Annotated in this window: 20 protein-coding genes; 16 read left to right on the forward strand and 4 right to left on the reverse strand. The window is 30.7% G+C overall.

Features of this window, described 5'->3' with window-relative positions; translation table 11 throughout:
- The first annotated feature begins 95 nt into the window (after positions 1–95).
- From ABXT66_RS04365 to ABXT66_RS04395, 7 genes are read left to right on the forward strand one after another with little or no spacing between them, the layout of a single operon-like run.
- Complete coding sequence (locus tag ABXT66_RS04365; protein ID WP_443644437.1) at positions 96–962, forward strand: TauD/TfdA dioxygenase family protein; 867 nt, start codon at positions 96–98, stop codon at positions 960–962.
- Positions 959–1,951, forward strand: a complete 993-nt coding sequence (locus ABXT66_RS04370; RefSeq protein ID WP_443644438.1) for a hypothetical protein — start codon at positions 959–961, stop codon at positions 1,949–1,951. The genes ABXT66_RS04365 and ABXT66_RS04370 overlap by 4 nt, the downstream gene beginning before the upstream one ends.
- 20 nt (positions 1,952–1,971) lie before the next feature.
- Positions 1,972–2,736: a phytanoyl-CoA dioxygenase family protein gene (locus tag ABXT66_RS04375; RefSeq protein ID WP_443644439.1), complete on the forward strand. Its 765-nt coding sequence runs from the start codon at positions 1,972–1,974 to the stop codon at positions 2,734–2,736.
- A 53-nt stretch (positions 2,737–2,789) separates the two neighbouring features.
- Positions 2,790–3,974, forward strand: a complete 1,185-nt coding sequence (locus tag ABXT66_RS04380; RefSeq protein ID WP_443644440.1) for an acetyl-CoA C-acyltransferase — start codon at positions 2,790–2,792, stop codon at positions 3,972–3,974.
- Positions 3,975–4,016: 42 nt separating this feature from the next.
- Complete coding sequence (locus ABXT66_RS04385) at positions 4,017–4,832, forward strand: phytanoyl-CoA dioxygenase family protein (RefSeq protein WP_443644441.1); 816 nt, start codon at positions 4,017–4,019, stop codon at positions 4,830–4,832.
- A 28-nt stretch (positions 4,833–4,860) separates the two neighbouring features.
- Complete coding sequence (locus ABXT66_RS04390; RefSeq protein WP_443644442.1) at positions 4,861–5,676, forward strand: phytanoyl-CoA dioxygenase family protein; 816 nt, start codon at positions 4,861–4,863, stop codon at positions 5,674–5,676.
- Positions 5,677–5,727: 51 nt separating this feature from the next.
- Entirely contained in the window at positions 5,728–6,540 is an 813-nt protein-coding gene (locus ABXT66_RS04395; protein WP_443644443.1) for a TauD/TfdA dioxygenase family protein, read from the forward strand.
- Position 6,541: 1 nt separating this feature from the next.
- On the opposite strand, the gene ABXT66_RS04400 is transcribed toward ABXT66_RS04395, so the two are convergent.
- Positions 6,542–7,285 (reverse strand): sulfite exporter TauE/SafE family protein, encoded by a 744-nt coding sequence (locus tag ABXT66_RS04400; protein ID WP_443644444.1) that lies wholly within the window; start codon positions 7,283–7,285, stop codon positions 6,542–6,544.
- Between the two features lie 195 nt (positions 7,286–7,480).
- Positions 7,481–7,825: a hypothetical protein gene (locus ABXT66_RS04405; protein WP_443644445.1), complete on the reverse strand. Its 345-nt coding sequence runs from the start codon at positions 7,823–7,825 to the stop codon at positions 7,481–7,483.
- A 120-nt stretch (positions 7,826–7,945) separates the two neighbouring features.
- On the opposite strand from ABXT66_RS04405, the gene ABXT66_RS04410 reads away from it, so the two are divergent.
- The 3 genes from ABXT66_RS04410 (at position 7,946) to ABXT66_RS04420 (ending at position 11,284) form a co-directional block, all read left to right on the forward strand.
- Positions 7,946–9,274 (forward strand): DEAD/DEAH box helicase, encoded by a 1,329-nt coding sequence (locus ABXT66_RS04410; RefSeq protein ID WP_443644446.1) that lies wholly within the window; start codon positions 7,946–7,948, stop codon positions 9,272–9,274.
- Positions 9,275–9,344: 70 nt separating this feature from the next.
- Positions 9,345–10,046: a hypothetical protein gene (locus tag ABXT66_RS04415; RefSeq protein ID WP_443644447.1), complete on the forward strand. Its 702-nt coding sequence runs from the start codon at positions 9,345–9,347 to the stop codon at positions 10,044–10,046.
- Positions 10,043–11,284, forward strand: coding sequence for an NAD(P)/FAD-dependent oxidoreductase (locus ABXT66_RS04420; RefSeq protein WP_443644448.1), 1,242 nt, complete (start codon positions 10,043–10,045; stop codon positions 11,282–11,284). The genes ABXT66_RS04415 and ABXT66_RS04420 overlap by 4 nt, the downstream gene beginning before the upstream one ends.
- Positions 11,285–11,287: 3 nt before the next feature.
- On the opposite strand, the gene ABXT66_RS04425 is transcribed toward ABXT66_RS04420, so the two are convergent.
- Positions 11,288–12,034 carry an SDR family NAD(P)-dependent oxidoreductase gene (locus tag ABXT66_RS04425; protein WP_443644449.1) on the reverse strand — a complete coding sequence of 249 codons (747 nt, stop codon included), beginning with the start codon at positions 12,032–12,034 and terminating at the stop codon, positions 11,288–11,290.
- 75 nt (positions 12,035–12,109) lie between these two features.
- The gene (locus ABXT66_RS04430; RefSeq protein WP_443644450.1) at positions 12,110–13,021 is read right to left on the reverse strand and encodes a LysR family transcriptional regulator; all 912 of its coding nucleotides are present in this window, start codon (positions 13,019–13,021) and stop codon (positions 12,110–12,112) included.
- 116 nt (positions 13,022–13,137) lie between these two features.
- Here ABXT66_RS04430 and ABXT66_RS04435 point away from each other — a divergent pair, with 116 nt between their 5' ends.
- The 6 genes from ABXT66_RS04435 (at position 13,138) to ABXT66_RS04460 (ending at position 20,152) form a co-directional block, all read left to right on the forward strand.
- On the forward strand, positions 13,138–13,995 hold the full coding sequence (locus tag ABXT66_RS04435; protein WP_443644451.1) for a DMT family transporter: 858 nt from the start codon (positions 13,138–13,140) through the stop codon (positions 13,993–13,995).
- A gap of 90 nt (positions 13,996–14,085) precedes the next feature.
- Positions 14,086–15,051: a peptidyl-alpha-hydroxyglycine alpha-amidating lyase family protein gene (locus ABXT66_RS04440; RefSeq protein WP_443644452.1), complete on the forward strand. Its 966-nt coding sequence runs from the start codon at positions 14,086–14,088 to the stop codon at positions 15,049–15,051.
- An 81-nt stretch (positions 15,052–15,132) separates the two neighbouring features.
- Entirely contained in the window at positions 15,133–16,653 is a 1,521-nt protein-coding gene (locus ABXT66_RS04445; protein ID WP_443644453.1) for an ABC transporter substrate-binding protein, read from the forward strand.
- A 68-nt stretch (positions 16,654–16,721) separates the two neighbouring features.
- Entirely contained in the window at positions 16,722–17,639 is a 918-nt protein-coding gene (locus ABXT66_RS04450) for an ABC transporter permease (RefSeq protein WP_443644454.1), read from the forward strand.
- A gap of 1 nt (position 17,640) precedes the next feature.
- Positions 17,641–18,555 carry an ABC transporter permease gene (locus tag ABXT66_RS04455; RefSeq protein ID WP_443644455.1) on the forward strand — a complete coding sequence of 305 codons (915 nt, stop codon included), beginning with the start codon at positions 17,641–17,643 and terminating at the stop codon, positions 18,553–18,555.
- Complete coding sequence (locus ABXT66_RS04460; RefSeq protein ID WP_443644456.1) at positions 18,548–20,152, forward strand: ABC transporter ATP-binding protein; 1,605 nt, start codon at positions 18,548–18,550, stop codon at positions 20,150–20,152. Before ABXT66_RS04455 ends, ABXT66_RS04460 begins: the two co-directional genes overlap by 8 nt.
- The last annotated feature ends 145 nt before the right edge of the window (positions 20,153–20,297 follow it).

Genomic DNA, 20,297 nt, shown 5'->3' on the forward strand with positions numbered 1-20,297 from the left:
AATTAGATTAACCTGTTAAATTAGATTAATTTTATTTTGTGTTTTTCGAATTATTAATTATCATAAAAAATATCTTAATGGCAAAGGGGGATGTCATGAAAGAATTTAAAATCACACCATTGTCAGATTTAATGGGTGCAGAAATTTCAGGCGTAGATTTAAGACAGAAAACAGACAAAATAACTAGAGACAAATTGTTAAACGCTGTTAAAAAATATTTAGTGGTTTGTATAAAAAATCAAGATTTGAAACCAACTCAATTAGCTAATGTGTCAAGAATATTTGGAAACCCAAAAAAATATTTTATGCAACATGAAACAGTTGATAATATTCCTGAAGTTATAGTGGTTTCTAATAGAACTTCAGATAATAAACCTAGAGTGTATGCTAGTCATTGGCACACTGACGATTCATACAGAGAAAAACCAGCTACTTTAACATTTATATATCCAGATACTCTTCCCAAAAATGGAGGAGGAACGGACTTCATTAATTGTTATTCTGTCTTTCAAAATTTACCTGAAAATTTAAAAAATAAAATATCTAACTTAAGTGCAATTCATAAATGGCAAAGTAGACGCAACGTATCAAAAGTAGCCAAGCTTTCAAAAGAACAAGAAGAACAGACCCCAGAAGTTGAACATCCTTTAATAAGAACTCATCCTATATCGGGAGAGAAATCTTTATATATCAACCCAAATAGAATAGATCATATAGCCGGGTTTGATGATTTTGAAAGTGATAAATTATTAGATGAGTTATATGAATTTTCTTTTCAATCTAAATTTCAATATAGTCATTCTTATCAAGAAGGTGATTTAGTTATTTGGGATAATCGCTGTACCATGCACAAAGCAAATTCAGATTATGATTTGAACCAGTTAAGAGTGATGCATAGAGTTATGTTAGAGGGTGAAGAAGTTTATGCGTCAATCAAAAGAAAACTGGTATGTAGTTTATGAAAAATCAACTTGAATTTGGAATTCAGACTAACGGTATTAAACACACTCACTTAGACCCAATGCCACAAATAGATAAAAGATTTAGCATGGTAAAAGATGCAAATATCTTTGACTATGTTGATAAAACACCAGAGATAGAAGAAATTGACTTGTTTTTAAAAGCAAGCAAAAAATATAAAATCCCAATAAAAGCTGGAGGATGGTTTTATACAATTGGTGAACATAAAAACTTATTAAAACAAAATTTAAAAACTGCACAAAATCTTGGTTCAAAAATCCATAATATTCAAATTCAATCATTAAATAGTGATGGAAATTTAGTTTCTAATTTAGAAGTAAGAGATGCGTATCTTGAAGCATATGATATTGGATTAAAATTAGATGTGACGCCTTGTTTTGAAGTGCATGTAAATATGTGGAGTGAAGATTTTTTAAGGGTTGTTGAAGTTGGTAACCTTGTAGAAGACAAGGGTGTGGAATTTAATATTACACTTGATCACAGCCATGTTATTTTTAAAATAAACAATCCTAAAGAACAAAAAATATACAATACTAAAGAAAAAATCTTAGCAGGGGAACTGATTTTAGACCCTTTTATAAGAGGAAATGTCGTCGAAGAATGGATTAATTCAGGGTGGGTAAAACATTGTCATGCCAGATCAGCTATACCTAACAATCCATTAAATATTTATGGAAAACATCCAGATGGCACAGTTGGAAGAGGTATTCAATACCCATTTAAAAAACCTAATAATGATGAATATCATTCATTATGGGAAGAAAAATTATTAGATCCTTGGAAAGAATGTATTTTAAAACTTATGAAATATCATGCAAAAGATCCTAAGTCTAAGTTAGGCCAAATATCTACAGAATTTATTCCTAATACCGATTATGGCGAGGGTTGCAAATATTCTCTTTTTGAACAGGGTGTTGAGTGTACTAAATGGATGAGAAAAAGTTGGCAAAAAATTATAAAAGAAATCTAAAATTTTAAAAAGGAAAGTAAATGCTATCAAATGATCAGATCAAAAAATATAAAAATGATGGTTATGTTATTCCAGATTTTAAAATGCCTGAAGAAGTCCTATTAAAGATAGAAAAAAGACATACAGATCTTTTAAATAAACACCCTGAATTTAAAAATTATTGCCCTGCAGTTTTATCATATGATGAAGGCTTTATAGATTTTTGTAAGAACGAAAAAATACTAGACTATGTTTCTCAATTAATAGGTCCTGATTTTGCTCTATGGAATTCAAGTTTTTTTGCAAAGCCGCCAATTGACGGTCATGCTACACCTTGGCATCAAGATGGGCAATATTGGCCAATAAGACCACTTGCTACATGTACTGTTTGGCTTGCTGTAGATGATTCCACTCCTGAAAATGGGTGTCTAAAATTTATAAAAGGTTCGCATATAGACCAGAAGCTGAAGTCTCATAATGAAAATAATAGTAAAAATCTAACATTGAACCAAGAATTAGCAAATGAAGAGTTTGATGAAACAGAGGCTGTGAATTTAGTATTAGATAGAGGTCAAATTTCTTTGCATGATGTTTATTTAGTTCATGGTTCAGAAGCAAATAATTCTCCTAAAGCAAGAAGAGCTATTACTATGAGGTTTATGCCTACTACAAGCATTTTTGATCATCAATTAGTCAAAGATAATAAAATGTTTTCAAAATTAAATGCGAACAAGTATTTGGATAGAAAAATATATCATATGAGAGGGAACGATATATCAGGCAAAAATAATTTAACTTATATTTAAACTTTGATATATTTATAAAAACTAAACTAAGATACTTAATTTATGGAGTTTTTATGGACCAGGCTGTTATTTTATCTACAGCGAGAACAGCAATTGGAAAAGCATACCGAGGATCTTTCAATGATACTGACGCTCCAACTTTAGCAAGCCATGCGATTAAAGCATCTATTAATAAATCAGGAGTAGAACCTGATGAAATAGAAGATGTAATTATGGGTGCTGCAGTTCAACAAGGAACGCAAGGTTATAATATAGGAAGATTGTCTGCAATTGCCTCTGGTCTTCCGACTCAGGTACCTGGAATGAGTGTTGATAGACAATGTGCTTCAGGGTTGATGGCTATTGCAATTGGAGCTAAGCAAATTGCGTGCAAAGAAATGGATGTTGTTGTTGGTGGTGGAGTAGAGTCAATTTCTTTAGTTCAAAATGAATTCTCTAATAAGTATAAATCTCAAGATAGATTTTTATTAAACAAAAAGCCTGATATTTATATGAGCATGATTGAAACAGCAGAGACTGTTTCTAAGAGGTATGGTATAAATAGAGATATTCAGGACGAATATGCTTTGCAAAGTCAACAAAGAACAGCTGCAGCACAAGCTAAAGGTTATTTTAACGAAGAAATAACACCTGTCAGAACATTGATGGCGCTTAAAAAAAAAGACACTGACCAAATTGATTATCATGATGTTGAAATATCAAAAGATGAATGTAATAGACCTTCCACAAATATTGATGGTTTAAATAATTTAAAACCTGTTATGGGAGAAAATTCTTTTATTACGGCTGGTAATGCAAGTCAATTATCTGATGGATCATCAGCTTCAGTTTTAATGTCAATTAAATTAGCAGAAAAAAGAAACCTTAACCCCCTAGGTGTTTGTCACGGTGTTGCAGTTGCTGGATGTGAACCTGATGAAATGGGAATTGGTCCTATTTACGCAATTCCAAAACTTTTAAAACAAAATAATCTAAAAATGGATGATATTGGATTGTGGGAGTTAAATGAAGCTTTTGCTGTTCAGGTTATTTATTGCCGTGATAAGCTTGGAATACCTAATGAAAATTTAAATGTAAATGGGGGTTCAATTTCAATTGGACATCCTTATGGAATGAGTGGTGCAAGATTAGTTGGACATGCTTTATTAGAAGGAAGAAGAAGAAAAATTAAATATGCAGTTGTAACGATGTGCATAGGTGGTGGTCAAGGGGCAGCTGGATTATTTGAAATTTTATAATTTGGAGTATTTGTTTTTAATATCTTTTAGCGGAGTATGGATATGTTTAAAATTTCTGAAAATGTCAGAAGACTTACAGATGAAGAAAAACTTCAATACGAAAATGATGGATATATTACTGGGTTGCCAGTATTTTCAAACGATGCTCAAGAAGACTTAAATAATTTATTCATATCACTTAGTTCCAGACTTAATTCTTCTATTGACCTTAACCAAACAAATATGTGGCATAAAGCTAGCTTAACGTTTTATAATTTATGTAGAACTCCAGCCATACTCGATTATGTTGAAGATTTAATAGGTCGAAATTTTTTTCAATGGGGAGGACAATTTTTCCTTAAGGAACCAAAGGATGGTTCAGTAGTCCCATGGCATCAAGATGCACAATATTGGCCTCTTTCACCTGCAAAGTCAGTAACAGTTTGGTTAGCTTTATATGATACAGACGAACAAAATGCTGCAATGAAAGTCGTTAAAGGTAGTCATAAAGAAGGAATGTTTAAGCATCATACTAATAAAGCCAGTAATCTTGTTTTGGACCAAGAAGTATCTCATGATCAAATTAAAGAAGAAGATATTATATCTTTGAATTTAAAGGCAGGTGAAATTTCTCTCCATGATGACGGTCTTCTTCACGGATCAGAGGCAAATAACTCTGATAGAAGAAGATGTGGAATAACGATGAGATTTGCACCAGTTAATGTGAAAGCTGATTTGTCAATATGGCCACATTTTGAAACTCAGCTTGCCAGAGGCGTTGACGACTTTAAAAATAACCCAATAGCTGAAATCCCAAGAGGTGAGGGCACGCCAGTAAGGAAATTTCAATATTCAAAAGAATTTGTATCTCAATGGTAATTTTTAAAATTAATATGTAAGAGTTAAAATGTATAAACCTTCAAAAAATGCTAGAAGATTATCTGATAAAGAAAGATATCAATATAGAAATGACGGTTATTTAACAGGTCTTCCCGTTTTCTCTTCTGAGGCGTTTGATAATTTACATAGTTTTTTCGTTTCACTCAGTTCACAATTAAATAAAAGTATTGATTTAAATCAAACTGCTCAGTGGCAAAAAGCTAGTTTAATTTTTTATAAATTATGCACTACTCCTCAAATACTTAATTATGTAGAGGACTTATTAGGGCCTAACTTTTTTTTGTGGGGTGGGCAATTTTTTTTAAAAGAACCAAAAGATGGTTCGGTAGTCCCATGGCACCAAGATGCTCAATATTGGCCACTTTCACCTTTAAATGCTGTAACAGTATGGTTAGCGCTATATGATACTAACGAAGAAAATGGAGCAATGAAAGTTGTCAAAGGTAGCCATAATGATGGAATGTTTAAGCATCACACTAATAAAGCTAGTAATCTTGTTTTAGACCAAGAAGTATCTAATGATCAGATTAAAGAAGAAGATATTATATCTTTAAATTTAAAAGCTGGTGAAATTTCATTGCATAATGATGCTTTATTACATGGATCAGAAGCAAATAATTCTAATAAACGAAGATGTGGAGTGACAATGAGATTTTCTCCAGTAAATGTTAAAGCAGATTTATCAATATGGCCACATTTTGAAGGACAATTAGTAAGAGGTGTTGATGAATATAAACTAAACCCAATTGCACCTATTCCAAAAGGAGAAGCAACTCCAACGAGTAAGTTTCAACATTCCAGAGAATTTGAAAGTTTTTGGTAATAGAGGTTTTTTTTGTGTAATAATTATTATTATTAAATAAATGGAATTAAAATGATAGTTAAGCCTTATTCTCCAAATTTAGGAGCCGTGATAACAGGTTTAGATTTATCAAAATCTATTTCTGAAATTCAATTTAAGTTTATTGAAGATGCTTTTCATAAGTTTCAAGTCTTGTTTTTTCAAGAACAAGTTGAGATTTCACCTCAAAATCAGATTAAACTTGGCAAATATTTTGGTGAATTACATATTCACCCAGCAGCACCTAAGATGAACAATTATCCAGAAATTTTTGAAATACACACCCACAAAGATAGTAAAATATCTAATGGCGCTGAAGATTTTCATTCAGATGTTTCTTGTGACACCGAACCTCCCTTGGGAACAATGTTACAACTTCATATTCTTCCTGAGTATGGTGGTGATACAATGTTTGCGAACATGTATATGGCATACGAAGCATTAAGTGATAAAATGAAATTTTTTTTAAACGAGCTTTATTCTTATCATGAATCAGAACACTTTTATAAAGGCAGATATGAAGGTGAAAATGAGGTGAATAAACAATATCCATCTGCAATTCATCCTATTGTAAGAACACATCCAGTAACTAAGAAAAAAGCATTATATGTTAATAAATTTTTTACCACTAGAATTCAAGGACTTAATATTGAAGAAAGCAAACTGATTTTAAACTACTTGTTTCAACATTGTGAGAAAACTGATTTTCAAATTCGATATAGATGGAATAAAAATGATATGGCATTTTGGGATAATAGATGCACTCTTCATAAAGCTATTTGGGATTATCATCCTATGGAAAGAAAGGGAAGGAGGGTGACTATAAAAGGCACAATTCCCTATTGATTTACCAATTTTTATAAATAACTAATATTCCAATTATAGTTAACATTAATAAAATCACTTTTTTAAAAGTATCTTGGGGTAACATTTCTCTAATTTTAAATCCTAATAATTGCATAAAAATCGCTGGTATAGCAAAGGCGGCACTTAGTAAGAAGTCACTAAAAATAATTTCTTGATATATAAAAAATATTCCAAATATGGGAATTAGGCATGAGAAAATTGTTAAAGAAACTAACTCACTGAACTCATCTTTTTTTAAATTTAAACTTACTAAATATATTGCTATCAATGGACCAACTAATGTTGTCATTCCACCTAGAATTCCACAAAAAAATCCATAAGTTATTGAAAAAAATATATTTAACAATAAATCCGAATTAATTTTAAAATCACTATAATTGATTATGGCGCATAGTATTATAGTAAACCCTATCATTTGGCTGATGAAATTATTTTCAATTTTATGAAATATCACGCTACCAATTATAATTCCTAAGAAAAGTCCGATTGATAAAGGAATTATTTTTTTATAAGCTTTGAAATTTTTAAATTTTAATTCTCTAAAATTTACAGCGATTACAGAAAAAAATAATAAAAAAATTGCTTGTTTCGGATTAAGAACAAATGACAAAATGGGTAATGCTACTAAAGGCAGGCCAAAGCTAACTACCCCTTTTACAAACCCGCCCAAAGAGAGTGCTAGCAACATTAAAATTATTGAATAATAGTCAAGGTTCAGAAACATGGCGAAAACATTTCATAAATGAAATAAAAACTCAACGTTCAATTTTACTTTATAGTTATAATATTTTTGTTCAAAAACTATTATTGAATTTATTTGACATTGATTGAGATCTTAATGTCAGAAGGATAAAATATCTGTTATAGAATTACTTTTAAAGCAGTAATTTAACAATAATCTATTTTATCAATTATTAATTTAATCATCATCGATTTTTTTAAGTCCTACTACAACTAATTTTATAAAATAACCATAAAAAAGAGGTAGCAGAGCAATTGAAAAAGCTGGCCAAATTTTCTCTGTCCCTGCGTAATGATTGCCTATAATAATAATGCCAATCATCAAACCAATCCAACCCATGTATACACAACCATCACCAAAGTTTATTATAAATTCTTTTGGTTTACCCTTTGCTAAAGCATAGCCTATAGCGCCACCTAAGACAATTAAGAGAGACTGTAAATCAAGAAATTTAGAATGATCTATAGATACAACAGCTCCTATCACCATTCCTATGATTATAATCATTCCAATAATACGCATTGTTATCTCCCTTTTTTTATAACAACTGATATATTGCTTTGTTTCAATATAGATATATAAGATTAGATACGTTTCACATATTTTATCAAGCGAAAAAAAATCTCTAGAAAGATTAAAGTTTTGAAAAATACCAGATTTGAAGATTTAAATATAAAAACTCCTTTTCTTAAAGCGTTAACTGATGAGGGCTACATTACTCCAACACCAATTCAAAACGAAACTATTCCTCTTGTTTTGCAGGGCTTAGATGTAATGGGCATGGCTCAAACTGGAACAGGTAAAACAGCAGCTTTTACTTTGCCAATATTACAAAAGCTTAATGCAAATCAATCAGTTGAGAAAGCTAGAGATCCAAGAGCACTCATATTAGCTCCAACAAGAGAGCTAGCAATTCAAATAAACGATTCAATCAGAAATTATGGGAAATATATAGCCCTTAAGCATACTGTAATTTTTGGAGGTGTTAAACAAGGACCTCAGGTTAAATTATTAGGTAAGGGCATGGATATAATTGTTGCTACTCCTGGAAGATTATTAGACCTTATAAATCAAGGTTTTTGTTCATTAAATAAGATAGAATATTTTGTTCTTGATGAAGCTGATAGAATGCTTGATATGGGTTTTATTAGAGATGTTGAAAAAGTAGTTAAAATTTTACCTGTAAAGAGGCAATCCTTATTTTTTTCAGCAACAATGCCAGATTCTGTCATTAAATTATCAGAAACTATGTTAAAATCACCTAAGCAGGTAAAAGTTAAATCTACTTTAACTCCAGTTGAAAGAATTGCTCAATCAGTCATTGTTATTGAACCTCAAGATAAAGTTCTTCAATTAATAACTTTATTAAAAGATAAGGTATTTGATTCAGTTATAGTATTTACTAGAACAAAACATAAAGCTAATCGTATATGTCAAAAACTAATATCTGTTGGCATAGAAGCTGAAGCTATTCATAGTAACAAATCACAAGCTGCTCGACAAAGAGCTTTGAACGGGTTTAAAGATGGAAATATTAAAATTTTGATAGCAACTGACATTGCTGCTAGAGGTATAGACGTTGAGGCGGTGTCTCATATCGTAAACTTTGATATACCTTCTGCTCCAGAAGATTATGTTCATAGAATTGGAAGAACAGCAAGGGCAGGTGCTTCAGGAATAGCAATTACTTTTTGTGAGCCTAGTGAAAGGCTTAAATTATTTAGAATAGAAAAATTAATAAATTTAAAATTAGATGTTGTCAAAAGTCATCTCTTAAACCCTGAAAACTTAATTGGGTACAATGAAGAAGTTACTAATTCATCAAAAAATATAAAAAGAGATAGCAATAAATTTGAAAATAAAAAATATAAATCTTCTAAGCTTGCGTCCACTAAAGGTAAGTCAGCGCTCAAGAGAAATGCTAAAAAAAATAAATTATTTGAAAAAAAGAAAAAATTAAAAAATAACTAAATTTTATGAATTTTTATTTTAAAAATTATTGTACAGTTGAGCATTAAATATTTTATTTTTGAGATTATATATGAGTTTATTAGGAAATGCTGTTTTAGTTAATTGGGGTGGCATAGTAGAGAACAAAGAAATTGATTACAATCAATGGCATAGTGTAGAACATATGCCTGAGAGAATCTCTTTGCCAGGTTTCTTAAGAGGTTGTAGAGCAATTGGTATCACTGGCACAGATATTAAACACAAATACTTTATGATGTATGAAGCTCAACGAAAAGAAGTTTTTGTATCAAAAAAATATTTAGAAAGACTTAATAATCCAACTAAATGGACAAAAGATATCTTGTCAAATTATATATTCCCTTCAAGAACTATATGTAGTGTTATTGCAAGTAAATCGATAGGTTTTGGAGGCTATTTTTCAACAATTAGATTTTTAAAAACTAATATAGAAAAAGAGCATAATGTTGAAACATTAAAGTTATCTTTGCCACAAACGATTAAGCTGGATGGTATTACAGGTATGCATGTCATTTTAGGAGACAATACATTTGGACAGATGAAAACAGAAGAGAAAATGTACAGATCGTCTCAAGGAATGGAAGACCAATTAATTTCTCAAGCTATATTGATTGAGGGGTTGAATTATACAGCCCTAAAAACAGCAGTAGATAGTTTAAAAAAGGAATATTCATTGATTGAAAATGATAAAATTCTAATAAATTATTATGAATGTCAACATACTATAACTCAACAAGATTTAAATGGTCTATGAAAAATATATTAATTATTGGATCAGGAATTGTTGGTATTTGTACTGGAATAGAATTAATTCGAAGAGGCTACTCAGTTACGTTAATGGACCCTAATCAACCAGGTTCTCAAACATCTTATGGAAATGCTGGAGTTATTTCAGATTCATCCCTTATGGTAATAAATAATCCTCAATTAAGAAAATCTTTATTTCAATTAATCTTTACAAAACAAACTTCATTTAGATATTCTAAATTTTTTATATTTTTAAGATTATCATGGATACTTCGTTTTTTAATATTTAGTCATAAAAATCATATGGAATTTGCTGCAAAAGCACTAAGAGAATTGCAAGTTTTGTCATTGAAAGCCCATCAAGAATTAATCAAAAAAACAAATTCTAAAAATAACATTTCAAAACCTGGTTGGTTAAAACTTTTCAAAACAATTAATAGTTATAAAAAATATTATCTTGAGTTAGATGTTTTAAATAAAAACAAAGCTGAATATACCATTTTAGATACTGAACAAATTAAAAAACAATTTCCTGACCTTGAAGAAAGTTTTTTTAAAGGTGTTTTATTTAAAAATTCATTAAGAGTTAAGTCACCATTAGCTTTATCAAAAAAATATTTTAATTATTTCACAAATTCTGGAGGTGGATATCTTAAAGAAGAATGCAAAGATTTAAATTATAAAAAGGGTAGATGGTCTATCAATTTTAATAAACAAAATCTTAATTTTGACGAAGTAGTTGTTGCTGCAGGGCCTTGGTCTAAAAAATTACTATTTAGTTTAGGTTATGATATTCCGCTAGCTTGGGAAAGAGGTTACCACCATCATTTTTCCATAAAGAAAAAAACTAATATAAATCCAGCAATTCATGATATAGAGGGAGGGTTCGTTTTTAGTTCAAATGGAAGTGAAATAAGAGTTACTTCAGGGGTAGAATTAAATTTTATGGATGCTAGTAAAAATGAAATTCAAATAAATGAATCAATTCAAAAGTTACATAAAATTTTACCCTTAGATAAGAAATTAACTGAAAAAGCTTGGTTAGGTTCGAGACCAACTATTGCTGATAGCCTACCAATGATAGGTAAAGCTCCTAAACATAAAAACTTATGGTTTAATTTTGGTCATAATCATATTGGTTTATCCACCTCAGCAGGATCTGCAGTTATTTTATCTGAAATGATACAAAATAAGAAAAGCAGTATCAACACTGATCCGTTTTCTCCAAAAAGATTTAATTTGTAATTTTTAAATTAGCGACAATCCACCATCAACTTTTATAATTTGTCCAGTTATATATGAGGCTTGTTTGGAAAGTAAAAAAGAAATCATGTTTGCAATATCTTTTGGTTTAGCTAGTCTGGAAAGGGGTATTTTGCTAATTATTTTTTTCCATTCTTCTGGTGACAATGCAGAGTGAGTGCCATCTTTTTTTGTATATCCTGGTGAAATTGAATTCACTGTTACATCATACTTAGCAAGTTGATAAGCTAAAGTTTTTGTGAGTGCCTCAAGAGCTCCTTTAGCAGCAGCTGTAGTAGGAAAAATATTATCATTTAAACCAATAGTTTTATTAACAAATGAACTAATAGTAATAATTCTTGCGTTATTAGACTTTTTAAAATCTTCTAGGCATAAATTGATTATTGAAGAAAAAGATATTGCCATTGTTTGAATTGATTGATTGATTTCTTCATCACTAAATTCACCAAATTTTTGTTTATTGGCATAACCAGCATTGGCAACAAATTGATCTATAATACCAGTTTCATTTCTTGCTAAATTAATTAAAGTTTCTAAAAATTTTTTGTTTGACAAATCTCCACATAAAGTATTTACACTTGCACCTTTTCTTCTTGCATACTGTGCAATTAACTCTAAATCCTCTTCATTTGATTTGGTGGTTAAAGTAAATGATATATTTTTGGTTGCTAGTTTTCTTACTGTGGCAGCCCCTATTCCTGATGCTGCTCCGGTAATAAGTATTGATTTCATAAATCGTTCCATCTTTAGAATATTAAGTTTTTGTCATTCAATAATATATAAATAATTACAATTTTTATTTTTATACTAAATTTTTTGAGATTCATATAAAGCTGCCATTATACAGTTATATACTTCGGGTATAAGTTTGTTTTTAGGCTCCTTTTTTGTTGCAAGGTACACATCTGCCCTTACCCAATCGGGTAATTTAATTTCTTTGAAAATAACATTTTCTGGAGAATTTTGTTTTGACGAGCTAGCTAATAAAGCAACACCTAAAGAAGCCTTCACTAAACCTAGGAAAACGTTTGGCTGACTTACATATTGTACAAAATTAGGCTTTACGCCACTATTTAAGAATAAAGAAGATAGTAATTCAAAGCTGTATCTTCCAACAATCGCATCATACATTATGAAATCAATATTATGAAGATCGTTAATAGATAAATTATGTTTTTTTGATAATGGGTTGTTTATATTTACTGCTAAAAAATAGGGCTCACTTACAACTCTTGAATAATGAAAAGAATTTAGATCTTTGGGTAATCGAGTTAAGCCTATGTCAAGATTGCCTGCATTTAACGCTGGAACTTGTTCATAGCTCATATATTCCTTAAAAATCAATTTAATTTGTGGAAGTTTTTCATTTAAGTAACTTGCAATTAACGGTAAGATATCGCTTGCCATTGACGGGACAAAGCCTAAAGAAATTGATCCAGATAATTTGTCTTTACTATTTACTATAATTTTTGATGCATCTTCAATTCTAGAAATGATTTCAGTTGCATGGGTTAAAAAGAGCATTCCATCCTTTGTTAATTTTACTGATCGGCTATTTCGATCAAATAATTTTGTTTTAAGATTATATTCTAGATTCTTAATGTGTCTAGTTACTGGTGGTTGAGACATATTTAGATTTTTTGCTGCTTTTCTAAAGTTTAATTTTTTAGATACAGCTACAAAACATTTTAATTGTTCTATTGAAATAGAAGTATTCATAATAAAAAGACCATCGTTATCGATACTTACAAACTATCAATATCTAGTCAATTTATTTGTATATTTAAATTATATTAGTAATAATATTTTTTTAAATGGTTCTATAAGTATAACAAATGAAGACACCAATATTTTTTATTCCAACAATGTTAGCTATATTTGTTTCTTTTCTGGGAGCTTTGGATGGCATTATAGTAAGAATATTATCATCAGACATTCATCCTTTCTTAATTGTTTTTTACAGAAGTATATTTGGATTAATTATTATCATTCCAATTTTTTTAAAAGAGAGGGATGTTTTTATTTCTTCTTATCGGTATCTTCATCTTTTCAGAGCTTTTTTAAAAATATTAGCGTTAACCTCTTTTTTCTTGGCTTTTAAATCAGTTTCTTTATCAGACGTTGTATCGATATCTTTTATTACGCCATTTCTAATAATTCTTGGTTCAATAATGTTTTTAAAAGAAACACCTACAAAGAAGCATATAATTTTTTCATTTATTGGATTCATTGGAATATTAATAATTTTAAAACCTGGGTTTTCTAGTATACCTGATGCATTATATTGGGCTTTAATAGGAGCTATTTTAAGCGCATGTATACAATTAATATTAAAAAAAATGTCTAATAAAGATAAACCTAACACACTTACAGTTTGGAATCTTTTATGCACTGTGCCACTTGCATTTATTCCAGCTTTATTCTTTTGGACAACTCTTTCATTGGAAATGTTTATTCTTTTGACAATACAGGGTTTAATTGGAGTTTTGAATATGCTTTTTATAACAAAAGCTATGTCAATGGTTGATATAAGTTATTTGGCACCTTACGATTTTTTGAGATTGCCTATTATATCTATACTTGCATTTATGATGTTTGATGAAATTCCAAGTGCATCAACTCTGTTAGGGGCTTTAATAATATTTTTGTCTGGTTTTTTAATATCTAATTTAGCTTTAAATAATAAAAAGTAATTTTGATACAAAATTAGTATCAATAATGATTATTTAAATATAGACAATTAGTTTATTTAACATGATAATTTTATTTGTGGAGGTTTGAGTGTGTCAGTATTTCTTGGTGATGGTGAATACAAATATAAAGTTGTAGATAATTGGGCTAAATTACCAGAAAATTGGACTTTTATGGACGTTGCTGGCATAGCTGTAAATAGTAAAGATGAGGTGTTTGTTTTTAATCGTGGACTACACCCAATGATTATTTTTGACATTGATGGTAACTATCTCAGATCTTGGGGAGATAATCTTTTTTCTAGACCACACGGTATTCATATTGGTCCAGATGATTATATTTATTGTACTGATGATGGTGACCACACAGTAAAAAAAATTAGCCCTGACGGTAATTTGATTTTTCAGATTGGAGTTCCTGATAATCCATCTGAGTTCATGTCTAATTTACCGTTTCATAGATGTACCCACACAGCTTTATGTCCAGATAATAATATATTTGTCTCTGACGGTTATGGGAATGCTTGTGTTCATAAATATTCTCCAGATGGAAAATTAATTAAAACATTTGGTGAGCTAGGCTCCGGCCCTGGCCAATTTAATCTTGTTCACAACATTGTTGCAGATGATGATGGTTGGATTTATGTGGCAGATAGAGAAAACCATAGAATTCAAGTTTTTAATACAGATGGTAAATACGAAACTCAGTGGAATAACCTTCATCGCCCTTGTGGGTTGTTCATGTCTAGAGGAAAGTGTCCAGTATGTATCGTAGGAGAGCTAGGACCTGGCCTCTTAGTAAATAGAAAATATCAAAATCTAGGTCCAAGATTAAGTGTTTTAGACAATAGCGGAAATTTAATTACCCGCCTAGGTGGTGAAAATGGTCCAGGTTTTGGATTGGGTCAATTTCTAGCTCCACACGGATTATCCGTTGATACTAAAGGTAGTATTTACGTTGGAGAAGTTTCTTATACAAATTGGCCCTATAGTTTTGGAGATAAACCAAAACCTAAATATTTAAAAACTCTTCAAAAACTAGAAAGAGTTTTGAATTAAAAACGTAATTATAATTTATTAAGAAAGGAGGAACTTTTTTGAATTTAACTTTAATAAACAAACCTTGGGAGGTTATAAATCATGAAAATTAAAAGTTTATCATTAGCTATTTCATCTGCTGCTATAATGGCATTTGGTAGCTTCCTTTCTCCAGCGTACTCTGCTGGAAAAGACATAACAATTGTAATAGCTGAGGAACCAGATATTGTTGACCCTTGTGAAGCAACTAGATCAGTAGTAGGAAAAATTGTTAAACAAAATGTTGCTGAAACACTTACGGAAATAAATCCAGATGATGGTTCTGTGACACCTAGATTGGCTACTTCTTGGAAACAAACAGATAATCTAACTTGGGAGTTTAATATTCGCAAAGGTATCAAATTTCATGATGGTGAGGATTTGAATGCGAAATCGGTAGTTAAGTCAATAAACCGTGCTTTGAATCCTAAGTATGATTGTGAAATCAGAACTAAGTTTTTTGGTAATATTAAATTAAAAGCTTCAGCAATAGGAAATCATACCATTTCTGTTAAAACAGAAACTCCTCAACCTATAATGCCAGCAATGATGGGTACAATGACAATTGTAAGCCCAAATACTCAAGAAGCTAAAGGAGTTCGCAATCCAAAGGGTACAGGTCCATATTTATTTAATACATGGACACCAGGTCAATCTGTTACTTTAAAGAGGTTTGACGGTTATTGGGGTGATAAACCTGAAGTTGAAAACGCAACATATGTTTGGAGAAACGAGTCTGCAGTTAGAGCTGCGATGGTTAAAACTGGTGAAGCCGATATCGCAGCTAGCATTGGTGTTCAAGATGCGAATGACCCCAAAATGGACTTTAGCTATTTTAATTCAGAAACTTCAAGATTAAGGATTGATATAACTAGAGCTCCGTTAAATGATATAAGAGTAAGAAAAGCAATGAATTTAGCTGTTGATCTTGATGGACTTACAGGTACTATTTTTCCTAAAGGTGTTGTTAAGATGACACAAATTGTCGTCCCAAGTATCAATGGTCATAATCCAAATTTAAAGCCTTGGCCATATAATCCAGCTGAAGCTAAAAAATTAGTTAAGGCAGCTAAAGCTGATGGTGTTCCAGTTGATAAAGAAATTGTTTTAATTGGAAGGTTAGGTATTTATCCTAATTCGACAGAAGCAATGGAAGCAATACATGCTATGCTAACAGAAGTAGGTTTTAATATAAAAATCAAAATGATGGAAACAGCTGGTTGGTTGAATTTTTTAAGCAGGCCATATGCAGAAGACAGGGGGGCAGCTTTGCAACAAAGTCAACATGATAACAACAATGGTGATGCTGTTTTCTCAATGTTTAATAAATATGCATGTAAAGGAGCGCAATCTACAACATGTGATAAACAAGTAGATGCTTGGATTAAAGAAGCAACTGCTGCAACAGGAGATAAGAGAAGAGATACATGGCGTAAGGCTCAAAAGAAACTCCATCAAGAAATAATTCCTGATATTCAAATGTTTCATATGGTAGGATTTTCCCGTGTAAATCCAAGAATTAAATTTACTCCAACAATTTCAACAAATAGTGAAATTCAAATTTCTCAAGTAAAATTTAATTAATTTAAAAAAATATTTTCCAACCAGATAAAATTCTGGTTGGAAAATTAAATCTAATTTAATGTTTATATATGAGTAAATATTTATCTAAAAGAATATTATCAAGTTTATTAGCTGTTGCTGGTCTTTTTGTGATGGTTTTTTTTCTTGCACGTCTTACTGGTGATCCAGGACATTTATATTTACCTATAGACGCTCCAGTAGAGGTAAGAAAAGAGTTCTCTGAAAAACATGGTTTTAATGACCCTATATATATTCAATTTGGAAGATTTTTAGAAGATTTATCTGAAGGTAATCTTGGTTATTCATTAAGAAAAGAAAGACCTGCAATTGATATAGTTTTAGAAGCTATTCCAGTTACTCTTTCATTGGCTGCTGTTGCTATGACAATTGCTCTATTAGGCGCAATATTAATTGGTTCTTTAGCAGCATATAAGCCGAATGGTCTTTTTGATAGAATTTCAAGGGTGGTCTCATTGACAGCTGCAAGTGCGCCAGATTTTTGGTTGGCGATAACGGCAATTTTAATTTTTTCTGTTTCTCTTGGGTGGTTACCAACCTCTGGAATAGGAGGTTTTCCATATTGGATTATGCCAATTGCTATTTTAGTTATAAGGCCACTAGGTCTTTTGGTGCAGGTTGTAAGAGGATCAATGATTACGGCTCTGAGTTCTGATTTTGTAAAAACGGCTAGAGCTAAAGGTGTTAAAGAGAACAAAGTTATTTTTAAACATGCACTTAGAAATGGTCTGTTACCGGTGATTACTGTAGCAGGAGACCAAGCGGCAGCAATTGCGAATGGAGCAGTTATCGTAGAAACAATATTTGGATGGCCAGGTATTGGTAAGTTAATGATTGATTCAATTATGCAAAGAGATTTTGCGGTTGTTCAGGCATCAATTTTGATTACAGCCATTGTTATTTTATCTATCAATATTATTATTGATATAGCTTACGCAATTCTTGATCCCAGAATAAGGCATAAATAGGATGGAACTTATTATTCAAAAAAATTATTTTTTTAACAAATTAAAAAAGATTCTGTCTATGTTTTTTAACGATAAATTAGCATTAATTTCAATTATATTTTTAAGTTTTATGGTCTTTTTAGCATTATTTGGACCTTCTTTAATCAATGAATCTTTTACAAAAATGAACTTAAGGCTTCGAAATTTAGAACCCTTTTCTTTTGAACACAATTTCATGTATTTTTTTGGCGCAGATGCGCTTGGTAGAAGTATGATTGCAAGGCTCATTATTGCAACACAAAATACTATGTTTATCGCAGCTAGCGCTGTTGTTTTATCAATGACTTTAGGTGGCATGTTGGGATTAGTTTCTGGCTATTTTGGAGGTAAAACTGGAAACTTAATAATGAGAATTGCGGATATTATAATGAGTTTTCCTTCACTCTTATTAGCAGTAATCGTATTATATATGTTTGATCCTGGTTTGTTAAATTTAGTTTTAGTTCTTGCTTTCACAAGAATGCCTATATACATGAGAACTGCAAGAGCGGAAGTCCTTGAAATAAGAGAGAGATTATTTGTTTCAGCAGCAATATCAATGGGCGCGTCAAATACAAGAATAATTTTTAAACATATAGCACCATTAACAATTCCAACTTTGATTACTATAGCTACATTAGACTTTGCTTTTGTTATGTTAGGTGAGTCTGCTTTAAGTTTTCTTGGCGTAGGAATTCAACCCCCAGAAGTTACTTGGGGACTAATGGTTGCTCAAGGACGAAACTATCTTCAATTAGCATGGTGGTTAGCTTTTTTCCCAGGATTAATAATAATGTTAGTTGCATTGTCATTAAATTTATTTTCTTCGTGGTTAAGAATTGTTTTAGATCCTAGACAAAGGTGGCGTTTACAAAATATTGGAGACAAAAATGAGTAATAAAAAAAACTCATTATTAAAAGTTTCTAATTTAGCAGTGTCTTTCGATACTGTAGATGGCTCTGTAAATGCTGTTCAGGGTATAGACTTTGAATTAAATAAGGGACAAACTTTAGCAATAATTGGAGAAAGTGGGTCCGGAAAAAGTGTTACGGCTTCAGTTATAATGGGTATTTTAACTTGTCCGCCTGGTAGAATTAAAAGTGGAGAAATTTTTTTAAATAATCAAGATATTTTGAAACTTTCAGATACGAATAGAAGAAAGTTAATGGGAAGCAAAATTGCTATAATTTTTCAAGATACATTATCTCATCTTAATCCAGTTTTTACTGTCGGATCACAGATAGCTGAATGTTTTGAAGTTCATAAAAACTTTTCAAAAAAGGAAAGCTGGGACAAGACCTTACAGTTATTAGAAAGAGTAAAAATACCAAATCCAATAAAACGAGCAAATGATTATCCTCATCAATTTTCTGGTGGTCAAAGACAAAGAGTAATGATTGCGATGGCGTTAGCACTAGAACCAGATATAATTATTGCTGACGAACCTACAACAGCTCTTGATGTAACAATTCAAGCAAAGATATTAGAATTATTAGCAGAGCTTCGAGACGAAAGAAATATGGGTTTAATACTAATTACGCACGATCTTGGTATAGCCGGAGAAGTAGCAGATAATGTGATTGTACTAAAGGATGGAAAAATAGTAGAAAAAGGCTATTTAAAAGATGTTTTTATTAATCCAAAACACACATATACAAAAGAATTAATGAACTCTATTCCTAGAAAATTTAATCAAAAACTTAAAAAAAATGTCAATAACGAATCTAATCCAATATTAGAAATTAAAAATATTTATAAGTCCTATGACACAATAGCCTGTGATAATATAAATTTTAATCTATTTCGTGACGAGATTGTTGGAATTGTAGGCGAATCTGGGTCAGGTAAAACTACAATTTCTAACTTAATATTAAGATTAATTGAGCCTTCAAGTGGTAGTATTTTATATCATGGACGTAATATTTTTGATTTTGACAAAAAAGAGTTATTTAATTTTAGAAGAAAAGTACAAATTGTATTTCAAGATCCATATGCATCACTTAATCCAACTATGAGTGTGTTTGATATTATTTCAGAACCATGGATAATTCATAAAGATTTTCTTGATAAAAAGCTTTATCAAGCTAGGGTTTCTGAATTATTAATAAGTGTGGGGCTTCAACCAAGGGATTCAAAAAAATACCCACATGAATTTTCAGGTGGCCAAAGACAAAGAATTGCTATTGCTAGAGCTTTGGCTCTTAAGCCAGAGATCATTATATGTGATGAAGCTGTTTCTGCACTTGATGTCTCTATTCAGGCACAAATAATAAAATTATTGAAAAATTTAAGAAATCAATTTTCACTTTCATATATATTTATAGCCCATGATTTACCGGTTGTAAGAGACTTAGCAGATAGAGTACTTGTAATGAAATCAGGAAAAATTATAGAAGAAGGCTATGCAGATGAAGTTTTCAATAACCCTATGAATTCTTACACGATTGATTTATTAAAATCTAGTCCATCTATTGAAAAACTTTTGAGTAATTAAAAATTAAATGAAGCTAAAAAAGATTTTACCAGAAAAATTGAAAAACATCCCTATATTTGTCCAATTCCGGATGGTACTATACTCCAATAGTAAAGTGGGAATAAAACTTTTTAAAACTTAAATTATAATATATAAAATAAAAACT

Origin of the sequence: Candidatus Levibacter sp. Uisw_134_01 (assembly GCF_047717795.1) — a bacterium.
Lineage (GTDB): Bacteria > Pseudomonadota > Alphaproteobacteria > Puniceispirillales > Marisalimonadaceae > Marisalimonas.

Coding starts and splice junctions, on each gene's coding strand:
- ABXT66_RS04370 (WP_443644438.1), top strand. CDS start 959: ATGAAAAATCAACTTGAATTTGGAATTCAGACTAACGGTATTAAACAC.
- ABXT66_RS04390 (WP_443644442.1), top strand. CDS start 4,861: ATGTATAAACCTTCAAAAAATGCTAGAAGATTATCTGATAAAGAAAGA.
- ABXT66_RS04375 (WP_443644439.1), top strand. CDS start 1,972: ATGCTATCAAATGATCAGATCAAAAAATATAAAAATGATGGTTATGTT.
- ABXT66_RS04445 (WP_443644453.1), top strand. CDS start 15,133: ATGAAAATTAAAAGTTTATCATTAGCTATTTCATCTGCTGCTATAATG.
- ABXT66_RS04430 (WP_443644450.1), bottom strand. CDS start 13,021: ATGAATACTTCTATTTCAATAGAACAATTAAAATGTTTTGTAGCTGTA.
- ABXT66_RS04425 (WP_443644449.1), bottom strand. CDS start 12,034: ATGAAATCAATACTTATTACCGGAGCAGCATCAGGAATAGGGGCTGCC.
- ABXT66_RS04455 (WP_443644455.1), top strand. CDS start 17,641: ATGGAACTTATTATTCAAAAAAATTATTTTTTTAACAAATTAAAAAAG.
- ABXT66_RS04395 (WP_443644443.1), top strand. CDS start 5,728: ATGATAGTTAAGCCTTATTCTCCAAATTTAGGAGCCGTGATAACAGGT.
- ABXT66_RS04405 (WP_443644445.1), bottom strand. CDS start 7,825: ATGCGTATTATTGGAATGATTATAATCATAGGAATGGTGATAGGAGCT.
- ABXT66_RS04450 (WP_443644454.1), top strand. CDS start 16,722: ATGAGTAAATATTTATCTAAAAGAATATTATCAAGTTTATTAGCTGTT.
- ABXT66_RS04420 (WP_443644448.1), top strand. CDS start 10,043: ATGAAAAATATATTAATTATTGGATCAGGAATTGTTGGTATTTGTACT.
- ABXT66_RS04385 (WP_443644441.1), top strand. CDS start 4,017: ATGTTTAAAATTTCTGAAAATGTCAGAAGACTTACAGATGAAGAAAAA.
- ABXT66_RS04415 (WP_443644447.1), top strand. CDS start 9,345: ATGAGTTTATTAGGAAATGCTGTTTTAGTTAATTGGGGTGGCATAGTA.
- ABXT66_RS04380 (WP_443644440.1), top strand. CDS start 2,790: ATGGACCAGGCTGTTATTTTATCTACAGCGAGAACAGCAATTGGAAAA.
- ABXT66_RS04460 (WP_443644456.1), top strand. CDS start 18,548: ATGAGTAATAAAAAAAACTCATTATTAAAAGTTTCTAATTTAGCAGTG.
- ABXT66_RS04365 (WP_443644437.1), top strand. CDS start 96: ATGAAAGAATTTAAAATCACACCATTGTCAGATTTAATGGGTGCAGAA.
- ABXT66_RS04400 (WP_443644444.1), bottom strand. CDS start 7,285: ATGTTTCTGAACCTTGACTATTATTCAATAATTTTAATGTTGCTAGCA.
- ABXT66_RS04435 (WP_443644451.1), top strand. CDS start 13,138: ATGAAGACACCAATATTTTTTATTCCAACAATGTTAGCTATATTTGTT.